This is a genomic window from Sivoneniella epilithica UHCC 1019 (assembly GCF_040830845.1).
In the GTDB taxonomy this organism is placed as follows: Bacteria; Cyanobacteriota; Cyanobacteriia; order Leptolyngbyales; family Leptolyngbyaceae; genus ULC077BIN1.
Genome location: NZ_JBFPDP010000004.1, coordinates 77,667 through 91,910 on the forward strand (window position 1 = coordinate 77,667; position 14,244 = coordinate 91,910).

The 14,244-nt window shown below is 50.3% G+C and carries 15 protein-coding genes; 13 read left to right on the top strand and 2 right to left on the bottom strand.

Annotated elements, in window-relative coordinates; all coding sequences use genetic code 11:
* Positions 1 to 8: 8 nt before the first annotated feature.
* The 4 genes from AB3R30_RS03980 to AB3R30_RS03995 all read left to right on the top strand — a co-directional run bounded on the left by AB3R30_RS03980 (position 9) and on the right by AB3R30_RS03995 (position 3,499).
* Positions 9 to 251: a hypothetical protein gene (locus tag AB3R30_RS03980; RefSeq protein ID WP_458647847.1), complete on the top strand. Its 243-nt coding sequence runs from the start codon at positions 9 to 11 to the stop codon at positions 249 to 251.
* A 158-nt stretch (positions 252 to 409) separates the two neighbouring features.
* Positions 410 to 811 (top strand): nucleotidyltransferase family protein, encoded by a 402-nt coding sequence (locus tag AB3R30_RS03985; RefSeq protein ID WP_458647848.1) that lies wholly within the window; start codon positions 410 to 412, stop codon positions 809 to 811.
* Positions 812 to 959: 148 nt separating this feature from the next.
* Positions 960 to 1,250, top strand: a complete 291-nt coding sequence (locus AB3R30_RS03990; RefSeq protein WP_458647849.1) for a HepT-like ribonuclease domain-containing protein — start codon at positions 960 to 962, stop codon at positions 1,248 to 1,250.
* A 167-nt stretch (positions 1,251 to 1,417) separates the two neighbouring features.
* Positions 1,418 to 3,499, top strand: coding sequence for a pentapeptide repeat-containing protein (locus AB3R30_RS03995; protein ID WP_458647850.1), 2,082 nt, complete (start codon positions 1,418 to 1,420; stop codon positions 3,497 to 3,499).
* 288 nt (positions 3,500 to 3,787) lie between these two features.
* Here the strand turns inward: AB3R30_RS03995 and AB3R30_RS04000 are convergent, their stop codons facing one another.
* Entirely contained in the window at positions 3,788 to 5,431 is a 1,644-nt protein-coding gene (locus AB3R30_RS04000) for a NupC/NupG family nucleoside CNT transporter (RefSeq protein ID WP_458647851.1), read from the bottom strand.
* 368 nt (positions 5,432 to 5,799) lie between these two features.
* On the opposite strand from AB3R30_RS04000, the gene AB3R30_RS04005 reads away from it, so the two are divergent.
* The 7 genes from AB3R30_RS04005 to AB3R30_RS04035 all read left to right on the top strand — a co-directional run bounded on the left by AB3R30_RS04005 (position 5,800) and on the right by AB3R30_RS04035 (position 11,409).
* Positions 5,800 to 6,087 carry a hypothetical protein gene (locus AB3R30_RS04005; protein WP_458647852.1) on the top strand — a complete coding sequence of 96 codons (288 nt, stop codon included), beginning with the start codon at positions 5,800 to 5,802 and terminating at the stop codon, positions 6,085 to 6,087.
* Between the two features lie 284 nt (positions 6,088 to 6,371).
* Positions 6,372 to 7,145: a glucose-1-phosphate cytidylyltransferase gene (gene rfbF, locus AB3R30_RS04010; protein ID WP_458647853.1), complete on the top strand. Its 774-nt coding sequence runs from the start codon at positions 6,372 to 6,374 to the stop codon at positions 7,143 to 7,145.
* Entirely contained in the window at positions 7,145 to 8,299 is a 1,155-nt protein-coding gene (gene rfbG, locus AB3R30_RS04015; protein ID WP_458647854.1) for a CDP-glucose 4,6-dehydratase, read from the top strand. The genes rfbF and rfbG overlap by 1 nt, the downstream gene beginning before the upstream one ends.
* A gap of 12 nt (positions 8,300 to 8,311) precedes the next feature.
* Positions 8,312 to 8,863, top strand: a complete 552-nt coding sequence (gene rfbC / locus AB3R30_RS04020; RefSeq protein ID WP_458647855.1) for a dTDP-4-dehydrorhamnose 3,5-epimerase — start codon at positions 8,312 to 8,314, stop codon at positions 8,861 to 8,863.
* Complete coding sequence (locus AB3R30_RS04025; RefSeq protein WP_458647856.1) at positions 8,860 to 10,170, top strand: NAD(P)H-dependent oxidoreductase; 1,311 nt, start codon at positions 8,860 to 8,862, stop codon at positions 10,168 to 10,170. The genes rfbC and AB3R30_RS04025 overlap by 4 nt, the downstream gene beginning before the upstream one ends.
* Before the next feature lie 107 nt (positions 10,171 to 10,277).
* Complete coding sequence (locus AB3R30_RS04030; protein WP_458647857.1) at positions 10,278 to 10,901, top strand: helix-turn-helix domain-containing protein; 624 nt, start codon at positions 10,278 to 10,280, stop codon at positions 10,899 to 10,901.
* Positions 10,902 to 11,085: 184 nt separating this feature from the next.
* The gene (locus AB3R30_RS04035; RefSeq protein ID WP_458647858.1) at positions 11,086 to 11,409 is read left to right on the top strand and encodes a hypothetical protein; all 324 of its coding nucleotides are present in this window, start codon (positions 11,086 to 11,088) and stop codon (positions 11,407 to 11,409) included.
* Positions 11,410 to 11,496: 87 nt separating this feature from the next.
* On the opposite strand, the gene AB3R30_RS04040 is transcribed toward AB3R30_RS04035, so the two are convergent.
* Positions 11,497 to 13,074, bottom strand: coding sequence for a cation:proton antiporter (locus AB3R30_RS04040; protein ID WP_458647859.1), 1,578 nt, complete (start codon positions 13,072 to 13,074; stop codon positions 11,497 to 11,499).
* Here AB3R30_RS04040 and AB3R30_RS04045 point away from each other — a divergent pair.
* Entirely contained in the window at positions 13,073 to 13,210 is a 138-nt protein-coding gene (locus AB3R30_RS04045; protein ID WP_458647860.1) for a hypothetical protein, read from the top strand. The genes AB3R30_RS04040 and AB3R30_RS04045 overlap by 2 nt on opposite strands.
* Before the next feature lie 33 nt (positions 13,211 to 13,243).
* A complete protein-coding gene (locus AB3R30_RS04050) occupies positions 13,244 to 14,053 on the top strand; it encodes a YebC/PmpR family DNA-binding transcriptional regulator (protein WP_458647861.1) in 810 nt (269 codons plus the stop codon).
* Positions 14,054 to 14,244 lie beyond the last annotated feature (191 nt).

The window sequence follows — 14,244 nt, forward strand, 5'->3', positions numbered from 1 at the left end:
ACTTGACTATGACCATTCGTGAGGAATTGATCCGCGAAATTGAGCAGGCACCGGATGAGGTGCTGCAAGCGTTGTTGACTTTGTTAAGGCTGACCCAGATGCGTCAATCTAATTCCTCAGTGCCGATTCACTCGTCTGAGGTGAGCAATCCAGGGTCGCAGCAGCATTATCCGCTGCGGGGCTTACCCTTAGTGATTGCAGAAGATTTTGATGACCCAATGACGGATTTATGGGACGCATTAGGGTCATGATTTTGGCGGATCGTATTTTGATCGCGATCGCACAGCGCTATAGCATTCCATTTGTGACCTGCGATAGCAAGATTTTGAGCTACCCCCATGTAGAAACGGTTTGGTAAAAGGGCGCGATCGCTATAATAAAGTGCAGCGATCGCCCTTAGAGCCGTCCCATGCCCCAACCCACCTACGAACCCAACAATCTTCATCGGCAGATGCGATCGCCGACCCAAGAGATTTATCAACGGCTCAACACAACGCCGGAGAAAATTGCTGCATTTTGTGAAAAGTGGCAAATTGCCGAGCTTGCTATTTTTGGCTCAACGTTGAGGGATGACTTTAGGACAGATGGAGAAAATCCAAGTGACGTTGACATACTTTATCTCCCTCTGCCAAAGGCAACTTATGGGTTTGAAACTTTTGATATGAAAGAAGAATTAGAGAATTTGTTGGCTCGAAAAGTAGATTTCATTAGCAAGAAAGCGATTCAAAACAGTCGTAATTGGCTGCGGCGTAAAACGATTCTGGAATCCGCACAGGTCATCTATGCAAAGAGATCAGCAATCACTCATTGATATTGCTGATTCTATCAGCCTGATTTTTGGGCGTTGCTGAATCTAGATATGAAATTTGTAGGGGCAATCCCTTGTGGTTGCCCTTATCCCAGCAAGGGTAGGCACAAGGCGCTACCCCTACCAATAAAAATCATGTCTGCATTCAGCAATGCCGATTTTTGAGTATGTTCAAGTCGCCAACTGGAATCAGTTTGAAAACAACTTGAAAGATCAAGATGCTGTAATTCGTAGATTGACAATTATTGGTGAAGCAACGAAACGACTATCTAATGAGTTCCGAGACAGTCATCCAGAAATTCCTTGGAAGAAGATGGCAGGACTGCGTGACGTTATCGTTCACAACTATGATGAAATCGATCTTGACGTTCTCAGAGAGATCATTGATGTAAATCTCCCTAAAGTTTTTCAACGTCTCCAACCCCTACTCACTCAGCCATAACTGTAAAGGTCTATGACCATAGCTCGCGGTTGACCCGTAGATTTTCTAGTGAAACTCGCCCGTTTTCTGAAATTTTCTGAAACAACACTAGTTTTAGCTGAAGGTCGGGTATTCTGCGGATATAAAGAAATAGTTTTGGATCATTGAATCCCTGAATGCCCCACCCCATGAAAGCCAGCGAAGTATTACAGCGCTATGCCAAAGGAGAGCGAGACTTTCGCCGCGCCGATTTGCGGGGGCAATCCTTTAAGGGGCAAACCCTGGCGGGGGCAGACTTCACGGATGCCGACCTTCGTAGCACTAACTTTACCGATGCCATTCTGACTGGGACAACCTTCACCAGAGCAACCTGCGGAGTGCAAAAGCGCTGGATTATCGTGCAACTGCTGTTGGTGTTGCTGCTAGCGGCACTCTCTGGAGTATTGCAGGGATACTTTGGTTGGTACATCGCCTACTACTTTCCCAAAGTATGGGAACCTAAATACGACTGGAATTACTTCACCATAGATGTAGCGGTTACACTGTCTTACCTGATTACGATCGCTGCTAGTTTTTGGGCGATCGCGCGTCAAGGATTCACCACTAAAGCGGCAGCGACAATCAGCTTAGCTGTCGCTGGCGCTGGCGCTGTCGCTGTCGCTGTCGCTGTCGCTGGCGCTGTCGCTGGCGCTGGCGCTGTCGCTGGCGCTGTCGCTGGCGCTGTCGCTGGCGCTGGCGCTGTCGCTGTCGCTGTCGCTGTCGCTGTCGCTGTCGCTGGCGCTGTCGCTGGCGCTGTCGCTGGCGCTGGCGCTGTCGCTGTCGCTGGCGCTGTCGCTGGCGCTGTCGCTGTCGCTGGCGCCAGTCTCTTGCTGGGCGTGTATTGCAGTCGGCAAGCGCGCAAAGGCAACGAAAAATTTGCCCTATTGCGGAGTTTGGGCATTGCGTTTGCGGCGATTGGCGGCACTTCCTTTCGTGGTGCTGATTTGACGGGCGCAAGCTTTGTCGGTGCTAACCTCAAAAGCACCCGCTTTCATGCCAGTCAGCAAAAGCAAACCACGCTCACCCATGTCTGCTGGCAGGATGCTAAAAACCTCGACAAAGCCAGAGTTGGCGATTCAATTTTGGCAAACGCTGCCGTGCGTCAACTCCTCGTCAGCCGCGATGGGCATGGCAACTCAAAGGACTATGTGGAAGCCAACCTGCGCGGTGCCAATTTGGATGGCGTGGATCTGAAGGGAGCAAACCTAACTTGGGCAGACCTGAGCAACGCTACGCTGCACCGCGCTGACCTGCACCATGCCAACCTGCGCGAAGTGCTGGCAATTGGCACCGACTTCACCCACGCCAGCCTCACCGGAGCCTGCCTGGAAAGTTGGAACATTGACCACACCACGAAACTAGACAGCGTGGATTGCCAGTATGTCTTCTTGCTGGAGCAACCCAACCCGCTCGGTAGCCGCGAACGCCGTCCCCACGACCCCGATCAACTATTTGCATCGGGCGACTTTGCCAAGCTCTACACCAAAATGATCAACGTGGTGCAGGTGTTGCTGCGCGATGGCATGAACCGCGCCGGTTTTGCCGAGGCGTTTCAGCAGTTGATGAACGAGCATCCCGACATTACCTATGACTCGATTCAGGCAGTAGAGCGCAAAGGCAAGGATGCCCTGGTTACCCTGGAAGTCTCTGAAACCACCGACAAAGCGGCAGTGTCTCGCAGCCTGCAAGCCGCCTATGAACAAGTGCGCCGTCTAGAGGCGAAAGTTGAAGATTTACATCAGCTTCGGGCGGCGGATTTGAAGGAAGTAGCTTTGGCACAAAAAGCTCAATTTTTTAACCAACTTGTGGGAGGAAACGCGATGAATGACCGTACAGACCGCAGCCAAACTGTGAATATTGGCGGCAACGTCACCGGATCAACAGTCAATCTGGGTGAAATTAGCGGCGCGGTGACGAACACGATCAACCAGTTGCCCAGTTCCCCTGACCCAGCCCAACCCGGCATCAAGGAACTGCTGACCCAACTGCAAGCAGCGATTGAAGCTACCAAAGAGCTTTCCACAGAAGACAAAAAAGATGCGCTGGAACAGGTGCAGGTGGTAGCAGAACTGGGTCAAAATCCTCAGAATCCTGAAAAGGAAGGGATTTGGCGGAAGGCGGTGAAGATTTTGAAGGCACCGATTCCGAGTTTGCCGGAAACTGCCACGATCGTGAAGGCGCTGGTCGATATTTTACCCGCGATCGCGAAACTGCTGAGTGTGGCAGTGTAAAGGGACTGCGTTGAGAACCTGTGCCGGGGGACTTCCCCCCGTGCCCCCGCCGCTTGGGGGACTCACTCCCCCAAACCCCCCGCATTAGAGTTCTGGGGTAGAGCAGCAAGAACTTAGTGCGACTGTTGCTTATTCAATCGGTAGAACTCTAGTTTGGAGGGAGTTTGAGGGAAACAATTGTCCCTCAATGGGGGTTTGGGGGCATCCCCCAACGTCTTTAAAGCAGGGATTTTGACCTTCACCAACGGATTGCTGTTGGGTTTCAAGATTTGTGTATAGACCGTGGCTTTATTTGGCAGCAGGTCCTTTAGGCGCGATCGCAGGCGCGGAGGTTGGCGCAGGCGGTGGCGGCGTGGTTGGACTGACAACAGGCGCGGGAGCCTGCTTCTCGCCTAAAATGCTGGCGTTTCCAGGAACATAGTAAACCCCGGAAACAGCGGCAATCATCAGGGTTGCCAGGGTGCCGACAAATAGGGCTTTCCAACCCAGTTCAGAGATATCTTTGCGGCGAGACGGAATCAGGGCGATCGTACCGCCGACAAAAATCCCCACTGAGGCAAGGTGGGCAAAGCCAGATAGGGCGTAGCTGACGATTAGCACCGCGCGATCGCTCAAGGAACCATCGGCGGCTGCGGCTGCCAACGCTTGATAGGGCGGAATCGCGGTTTCGAGCAAGCGTCGCCCAATAATCACCGACGACAGCCAGAGTTCATTCCAGTCGAGGGAAACCCCCGTGAGAAAAGTGAATGGGAGAAACAGAAAGCCGAGGATGTTTGCCAGAGTCACGACCTTAAACACATCCCCAATCGGACTTGGCAACGTCGCCAGCCAAAGAAAGATTTGATTAAACAAGTAGACTAAGCCCAAAATCAAGATCAGCACAGCGGCGATCGACACTGCCATTTTCACCCCATCCAACGCCCCAATAATGGCTGCATCCAGGGGACTAACGCGCTCGATCGGTTCTCCGCCGACGGTTTCTTGAGGAATATTTTCAGAAAAATCGTCTGAGTTTTCGCTTTTGGTTTGATTCAAAGGCTGTTCGCCGCGCAGAAGCCGAGCAATTTCTTCATCTTCAGCGGTAACGGGCACTTCTGAAACCGGGGTACGACTAGCATCCTCTAGCAGTTGCCGTTTGCTGGTGGGCGATTCCCGTGAGAGATCCGCTTTGCGGAATCGCAGCTTGGAGGCTTTCGGTTCTTTTGGGATACCACCCAACGTCAGCGGCACCTCTGTTTCCGGCACCAAAATTTTAGACAGGACAAAACAAGCAGGAATCGCCATGATCGACGCAGAGACTAAATGTCCTAAAATATTCGGGAAAACGGGTTTAAGAAAACTGACGTAAATTGCCAAAGTAGACGAAGCCGCCGTCCCAAAACAGCAGGAAAGAATCGCACACAGTTCACTGCGGGTCATCTTGGCAAGAAACGGCTTAACCACGATCGCAGCCTCAATTCCCACAAAAATATTCGCAGCACCGCTCAACGCTTCGGCACCACTTAGTCGCATGGTGGAGTAGAAAAGCTTCGCGAAGACATTCGTGATCACCTGAATCACGCCAATGTTGTAAAGCAGCGCCATTAGACCAGAGAAGAAAATCACTGTGGGCAGCGCGCGAAACGCAAAGATATAGCCCAAGTTGACATCAGGTGGCTTATCGGGCTTGGGCACAATATTCTGCCCAAACACAAATCTCGCCCCAGCATCCGCCGCATCAAACACCACATTGAGCAAATCGCTAAATGCCTTCAAAGCATCCCGCGTTGGCGGAAACCAAAAAACCGCTGCGCCCAAAGCAAGCTGCAACAGAATACCTGTCACCACAACCCGCGTGGGAAAGTAGCGCGGACGGCGATTTTCTGAAAACAACCAGGCGATGAAGCAGAGTCCAAAAATGCCCAGAAACGAAACAAGGTTAAGAATAGACATAGGCTCAGCGCTCGATGAGGGAAACGATGGACGATCAACAGCGGTTTTGCAGCGAGTGTAAGGCGCGATCGCGGCTGTGAATGAAGGCTTGATGTCATGCTTGGAAAATTGACTGTCACAAAAGATAAAAAATCACTCTTGCGATAGATATCCAAACATCACTAAGACAATACTCAAAAATTCCCAACTCAGCACAGATGCAATTACGACATTCAGTCGAATGTTACAAAACGAGTCAAAGCTTTAGACTTAAATATCCTTCAACCCACACCCTATTTCACCGCTCAATTGCTTATTTTCTTGCCATGCCTCGCTCTAAAAGGTTAATAATGAGCGAAAGAATCCTGTAGAGTTTTGAACTAATTTTCATGGAAGCGTTTGAGCTAATCCCGCCTGAATGGACTCAGTTAGCGGTTCACGCCGCAACATTTCAGTGTCCTAATTGTCATGCCAGCAGCAAATCAGCAAATCAGGTTTGGATCAATCGCCGATCGCCCGTTTTTACTGAAGACCATCGCCGCAAGTGGCAAGAATTTTATCAGTGTAATTGTGAAACAGTTTGGTGGGGTTGGAGCAGCGATCGCCCCCCCTCTGAACTTACCAATCAAGAACGAGAACTGCCGCCCCCTCGATTCTTAAACCCATTTGAAGAGTAAAATAGTCCTTTTTCACCCAGAGCGATCTTTCACCCAGAGCGATCGGGGCTATTGGGACATAAACTCCATGACAGAGTACTCTAGTTAGAAAATTAGTATTTCTAAAAGTTAGAAGCTCAGAGAGAAGGGCAGACTATAGACAGTCACTTCCTTATTTCTTTACAAGTATGTCTTTTAGTTCATCATTGCTTCATCAATTGACTTAACATAAATTGACTTAAAGAACCTTTGAGATTGAGACGTAGTGTAAAAGTCGTTGCAGTCTTGTTAAGACTTGTAAACTCATGAAAGCAATCATTCTTGCGGGCGGGCTGGGTACGCGGTTGAGTGAAGAAACCTCAATTAAACCTAAGCCCATGGTAGAAGTGGGAGGGCAGCCGATCCTCTGGCATATTCTGAAGATTTATTCTTCCCACGGTGTAAATGATTTTGTCATTTGCTGTGGATACAAGGGCTACATGATCAAAGAATATTTTGCCAACTACTTTCTGCGGATGTCTGATGTCACCTTTGACATGCGCTTCAACCAGATGAATATTCACGCGGGCAAAGCAGAACCTTGGAGAGTCACTCTGGTAGACACGGGAGAAGATACCCTAACAGGTGGGCGGTTGAAGCGAGTTCGTGAACACATTGGCAATGAAACATTCTGCTTTACCTATGGAGATGGAGTAAGCGATGTCAACATTACGAAACTGATTGAATTTCATCAGCAGCAAGGAACCCTCGCCACTCTCACCGCCGTGCAACCTCCAGGGCGATTTGGCGCGATCGCCCTCAGTCATGAGCAAACCAAAATCAACACCTTTCACGAAAAGCCCGATGGCGATGGTGCTTACATCAACGGCGGCTACTTTGTTCTAGAACCTGCCGTCATTGACTACATCGCCGACGATTTCACCACTTGGGAACAAGAACCCCTCCAAAAACTAGCGCACTTGGGGCAAGTTTCCGCCTTTCGACACCATGGTTTTTGGCAACCTATGGATACCCTAAAAGACAGAAACGACCTAGAACGCTACTGGCAAAGCGGCAAAGCCCCCTGGAAAGTTTGGTGATGTCAATGGAATTTTGGTCTAATAAGAAAGTTTTGATTACCGGACACACTGGTTTTAAAGGGAGTTGGCTTTCTCTGTGGCTGCAACGCTTGGGTGCCAGTGTAATTGGCTACTCGCTTCCCGCCCCGACTCAACCTAGCCTGTTTGAAGTCGCCAAAATTGAGCAGGAAATCACTAGCATCATGGGCGACATTAGAGATCTGACAGAGTTGCAGGCGGTGATGCTAGACCACCAGCCCGACATTGTATTTCACATGGCAGCACAACCCTTGGTGCGATACTCCTACCAAAATCCAGTGGAAACCTATGCCACAAACGTGATGGGAACGGTGAATCTGTTGGAAGCAGTCCGTCATAGTTCAAGTGTGCGCGTTGTCGTAGTGATCACCACCGATAAGTGCTACGAGAACCGAGAATGGGTGTGGGGTTATCGGGAGAATGAACCGATGGGCGGACGAGATCCCTATTCCAGCAGCAAGGGTTGTGCAGAATTGGTTACAGAAGCCTATCGCTCATCCTTCTTTACAACGCAACAGGATCTTGCTCAGCCTGCGGCGATTCGTGAAACGATCCCTACGGGAATCGCCAGTGTTCGTGCAGGTAATGTGATTGGCGGTGGTGATTGGGCAAGCGATCGCCTAATTCCTGACATCATGCGGGCAATTCAGGCGCGGCAACCCGTGCAGATTCGCAATCCTCACGCAACTCGTCCCTGGCAGCATGTTTTGGAACCTTTGAGCGGCTATATGCTTTTGGCAGAGCGCCTCTGGCAAGATGGAGCCACCTATGCAGAAGGCTGGAACTTTGGACCCAATGATGAGGATGTTAAACCCGTCTCCTGGATTGTGGACTATTTGACTCAGCGATGGGGCGAGGGCGCAACCTGGACCGTGGATGCAGGCGATCATCCCCATGAGGCAAATTACTTAAAACTTGATTGCTCGAAGGCAAAAGCGCGATTGGGCTGGTATCCTCGCCTATCCTTAAACACTACCCTGGAATGGATTGTGGAATTTTATCAGGCGTATGGTCATCAGCAAGACATGGCAAAAGTCGTGGAAGCGCAAATAATTCGCTATCAAGCCTTGCAGCTAGATGAAACAGCCATTTCCCCAAAGCCTCCAGCCTCTTTAGCTCACCCTAATCATGCATGATTTGGAGTATCTATGATCTTCACTGAAACCGGATTAAACGGGGCATTTATCATTGATCTCGATCGCAAATCGGATGATCGCGGTTATTTCGCCCGGATGTTTTGCGGCAACGAGTTTGAGCGGCACGGCTTGAAACCCGCTGTTGTCCAATGCAATCTTTCGTTTAATCATCAAAAAGGGACGCTGCGGGGAATGCATTATCAGATTCCACCCGCCGCCGAAACGAAACTCGTGCGCTGCATTCGGGGCGCGATTTATGATGTCATCGTTGATCTGCGTCCCGACTCTCCCAGCTATCTTCAGCATGTGGGCGTGGAACTGACTCCTGAAAATGGGCGATCGCTCTATGTGCCAGAACTGTTTGCCCACGGCTATCAAACTCTGACGGATGATACTGAAGTGATGTATGCCGTCAGCGAATTTTATACGCCTAACTGTGAGCGGGGAGCGCGATACAACGATCCTGCGTTTGGGATTGAGTGGCGCTTGCCGATCACAAATATCTCTGAAAAAGATGCTTCCTGGACATCATACGAACCTATCGCGATTGGAGTTCCATCATGATTATTGTTGATACTGCCCTGAAAGCGCGGGCTGAAGCGGGAAATCCGGTCAAAGTCGGCATGGTTGGATCGGGATTTATGGGCTGGGGCATTGCCAACCAAATCATTAACTCGGTTCCGGGCATGGAGTTGGTAGCGGTGGCGAGTCGGCAGTTGAGCAATGCCAAACGCTCCTATGATGAAGCTGGCGTTGAAACGGTGCGAGAAGTAAAAACAGTGGCAGAGTTGGAGGACGCGATCGCCCAGGGAACCTGCGCCATTACTGAAGATGCGATGTTGCTGTGTCAGGCAGACGGCATTGACGCGCTGATTGAAGTAACGGGCACGATCGAGTTTGCGGCGAAGGTCGTCCTGGAGGCGATCGCCCACGGCAAACATATTGTATTGATGAATGCGGAACTGGATGGCACCATCGGCGCGATTTTGAAAACCTATGCCGACAAAGCTGGCGTGATTCTGTCTGGCTGCGATGGCGATCAGCCCGGTGTGGAGATGAATCTCTATCGCTATGTCAAAAGCATCGGCATGACTCCGTTACTCTGCGGCAACATCAAAGGCTTACAAGATGCCTATCGCAACCCGACCACCCAGGCAGGATTCGCCAAAAAATGGGGACAAAAACCCCACATGGTCACCAGTTTTGCCGATGGCACCAAAATTTCCTTTGAGCAGGCGATCGTCGCCAACGCCACTGGAATGACGATCGCTAAACGAGGCATGTTGGGCTACGATTTCACAGATCATGTGGATCAGATGACTCACCTATACGATGTCGATCACCTCAAAGCTTTGGGCGGCATTGTGGATTATGTGGTGGGCGCAAAGCCGGGTCCCGGTGTGTTTGTCTTCGCCACCCAAGACGACCCGAAACACTGCCACTATCTCAACTATTACAAATTAGGTGAAGGTCCGCTCTACAGCTTTTACACGCCCTATCACCTTTGTCATTTTGAAGTGCCGCTGTCGGTGGCGCGGGTTGTGCTATTTAAAGATGCGGTGCTGGCTCCCTTGGGTGCGCCCAGAGTGGAGGTAGTGGCGACGGCAAAAACTGATCTTAAAGTGGGTGAAACGATCGACTGCATTGGCGGCTATATGACCTATGGGCAGTGCGAAACGGCTCAGATTACCCAAGCGCAAAATTTGTTTCCCATCGGCTTAGCAGAAGGGTGTCGCCTGAAACGATCCGTCGCCAAGGATCAAATCCTCACCTATAACGACGTGGAACTACCAGAAAATCGCTTGTGCGATCGCCTGCGGACTGAACAAAATGTCTACTTTACTCAGGCTCGTGACCTAGTAATTGTCTAATGTTGGGAAAGCGCACTAGGCACCATTCAGGGTTTTGAGTGCCCATTTAGCCAGCGATCGCGCTTCGGAATTGGCGATAATCAAATCACTCCCCTGCACCAAGACTCATGACTGCTGCCTCAGACCCTGCTGATCTTGCCGACGACCATCAACTCGGTCGCTATTTGGGCAACACGATTCGCGACTTGCGAAAAAAACATCACCTGACGATCGCCGAAATTGCCGAACAAACGGGGATTTCCCGTGGAATGTTATCCAAAATTGAAAATGCTCAAACGGCAACCAGCCTGGAAACGTTGGTTAAAATCGCCAATGCTTTAGGCGTGTCCATGGCAACCCTGTTTCGCCATTACAATTCTCCTCAAGGCGGGGCGCAATGGGTGAAGCAGGGCGAAGGCATGGAAGTCGTGCGGCGTGGCACCAAACGGGGGCACACCTATCACTTACTTGCCTATGATCAAGGACCTACGAAACTATTTGAACCGTTTTTGATCAGCATGAATGATGCGTCTGAAGTGTTTCCGACCTTTGAGCATTCGGGCATCGAGTTCATCCACATGCTAGAAGGCATGTTGGAATATCGGCACGGGCAATCCACCTATGTATTAGAGCCGGGAGACTCACTCACATTTCGCGGCGATGTTCCCCACGGACCTGAAACGCTGATTGCCTTGCCGATTCGGTTTCTGGCGATTATTTATTACGGTGCCTCCCTCGGTGAAGATGGGTAGTAATGAAAATTAATTAAATAAAATCGAGTAGGGGTTTGGCATTTGGGCAATAATCTTTGCAGTTCATCCAAGAATTACGTTCCGAATGCTAAACCCTTACCGCGATCGCCCCATACCAAGTCAGATTCGGGGTAGGTTTAGGGAGTAGGATTTCTACAGTTGTTTCAGATTAAAAACACTGAGTATGGTAGCTCTGGAGTGGTCGCTATTAGTTGGAGTCGCTGGGCTGATTGGCTTTTCGTTGATTAAGCTGGCGCGCAATATTCAGCAAGAACGCCGACTGCGAGATGCATTTTACTATCTGCTAGAAACCCATGGTGGCGCAATTACGCTGATTCAACTCGCTGCCACTGCCAGAGTTGATGCAGAACCCGCCAAACTTTATTTAGAAACTCAGGCAAAAGCGTTCTCAATCTTGCCGGATGTGGATGGGGAAGGAAACACCTTTTACCGCTTTCCCAAGGTGCAGCGATCGCTGACTGCGGCTGAAGACGACGAGTGGGCATAGAGAACGCTACAAAGCTGTTGAAGCCAATTCTTTCAGTAGGGTTTCCATATCCTCGTACTGCTATAACGCCGTAGCTGTACCGAATTTTTAACGGGACATAGGTGGCTCAATCACAGTTGGTAGCATGGGTGAAAGTTCCCGATTTAATCGCCCCGATTGGACAAATTCGGCGTAAGTATCGGCTTCGATCGCCCTCAGTTCTTCCTGTAGCTGCTCTTGAACAAAGAGTTGCACATTTGGATGTTCATTTAATAATTGATCCAGTTCTGTTTGCAAACTGGCGAGTTCTCCTTGCACAAGGCTGGTTTGGTAGGCGTAGAATTCGGGATCAATATTAGGGCAAGCTTTTACTGTTTGTAAATGGTCTAAAACGCGATTGAGTGCAGTTTGACGAGCGATCGCCTCCAAATAGTGCGATCGAATTGGCTGATCGCCCAATAGGTTCAACTTCGCCAACAGCGGTTTAATCAACAAGCCCTGCACGAGTAGGGTAAACAGCACTGCCCCAAATACCGTTGCAATCACCTCAGAGCGGATAGGCAAAATCGCTGGAACACTTAAGGCTAGGGCAATAGACACCGAGCCGCGCAAGCCGCCCCACCACAGCACTGTTTGTTCTGCAACCGTGAGTTGGGAGTTGACCAGACGATTGCTGAGGAAGCCCAAGCCATAAATAAACAGCGCCCGCGAAATCAGCATGGCAAGGACGGTAATCGCGATCGCCTGCCAATTTTTGCTCAACTCTGAAAACTGCACCTGGTCGCCAATCAGCAAAAACACAATTGAATTGACAAAGAAAGAGATAAACTCCCAAAACTCCGACACGATAATGCGGGTACGTGGACTCATGCCAATCCGAGAGCCAAAATTGCCCAAAACCAGCCCCGTTGTCACTGTTGCAATTACTCCAGATCCGCCTAACCGTTCCGCTAGCAAATAGGCTCCATAGGCAGCAACCAACGTTAACGACTGCTCCACGAGCGGTAAATCGAACCGTTGGGTCAGGTAAGAGATCGCGAATCCAATCAACAATCCCATTCCCACGCCTACACCCAACACTGTCACAAGCTGAAGCAGCACCGGCTGAACGGATACCTCTGCATTCCCCATTGCCAGACCCACCAAAACGCTAAACGCCACAACCGCCATGCCGTCATTGAACAGGCTTTCGCCTTCCATCACGGCTGACAGTTGCTTATCTACGCCTAACTCACGAAATAGCGCCACCACCGAAACCGGATCGGTTGCCGACAAACATGCCCCAATCAGCAGTGCCGCCTCTATCGGAAAGTGGGTCAATTGCACCAATCCCCAGGTGATTCCGGCGATCGAGACTGCCACGCCCAGCAACGCATACAGCACAATGGGAGTAAGCTCTTGCTTTAACTTTGACCACTCCAAATTCCAAGCGGCTTCAAACAGAAGCGGTGGCAAAAAGACCGAGAGAATCAGTTCTGGTGATAGGTCAATCAACCGCACATCCAGTAGCGCCAATCCTAAGCCCACAATCACCAGCATTAACGTATAAGGAATGCGGGGAAACCAGCCAAAAATGCGGGGCAGCGTTGCGACTGTTAGCGACACACACACGACTAGCAGAAAGCTTTCTAGCCCTTCGTCGATCGCCACCTTACCAATTTCTGTCCCAATTTCCATCGCCATCATGACTTCGCGCCCTTTCCCATCAACAGCAGCCTACTCAGTGGCGATAGTATCAGCTACAGCCGCGATCGCAAAATGCTTATCGGGTTCATCTACAGCCAAGGGCGTGAATCTTTGGGTATCCTATGAATTGAAATGATTGTTGAAATAAGCGCTAGGTTGCGATCGAGCTATGGCAGGACACAGTAAATGGGCAAATATCAAACGCCAAAAAGCGCGAGTCGATGCCGTGAAGGGCAAAGTGTTTACTAAAATTTCTCGCGAAATTATTGTTGCCGCTCGGAGTGGCGTTCCCGATCCGGCGGGTAATTTTCAACTCAGAACCGCGATCGACAAAGCCAAAGCCGCCGGAATTCCCAACGACAACATTGATCGGGCGATCGCCAAAGGTGCTGGCAAACTGGGAGACAACGCTGCCCTAGAAGCCATTCGCTATGAAGGCTATGGCGCGGGGGGAGTTGCCATTTTAATTGAAGCCCTCACCGATAACCGCAATCGGACGGCGGCTGATCTGCGAGTGGCGTTTAGTAAAAACGGTGGCAACTTAGGAGAAACGGGCTGCGTCGGCTGGATGTTTGACCAAAAAGGCTTTGTGGAAGTGTCGTTGGCTTCAGTGAAAACGGGGAAAGGACGGCGATCGGAGGTGACCACCGAGATTAATGAAGAAGCTTTACTAGAAGTCTTTCTAGAAGGCGGCGCAGACACTTATGAACTGGTGGAAACTGATGAGGGCACTCTTGCTGAATCCTTCACCGACCCCGTCAACCTGGAAACCCTCAGCCAAACTTTGAAAGAGGGTGGCTATCGGGTCACTCAAATAGACCTACGTTGGATTCCCAACAACACATTGGAGGTCACCGATCCTGACCAGGCAAGCAGCGTCCTAAAGTTGATGGATGCCTTGGAGGATTTAGACGACGTGCAAAGCGTGACTGCCAACTTTGAAATGGCAGAAGATCTGATGTCTTTGATCCTTGCCTAAACCTTCATGGCTTGCCTAAACCTTCACGGAGTGTTTATTTGGACATTGCTAAATCTGGGGATGAAATTCGTAGGGGCAATCCCTTGTGGTTGCCCTTCATCTCGGGCAGGGTAAGTCTTGTGCCATAGCTGTCAACTTAAGGAAATCCAAGGAAGTCAAGCAGAGGTTAAAGTCAAAATAGCTCTATTTGG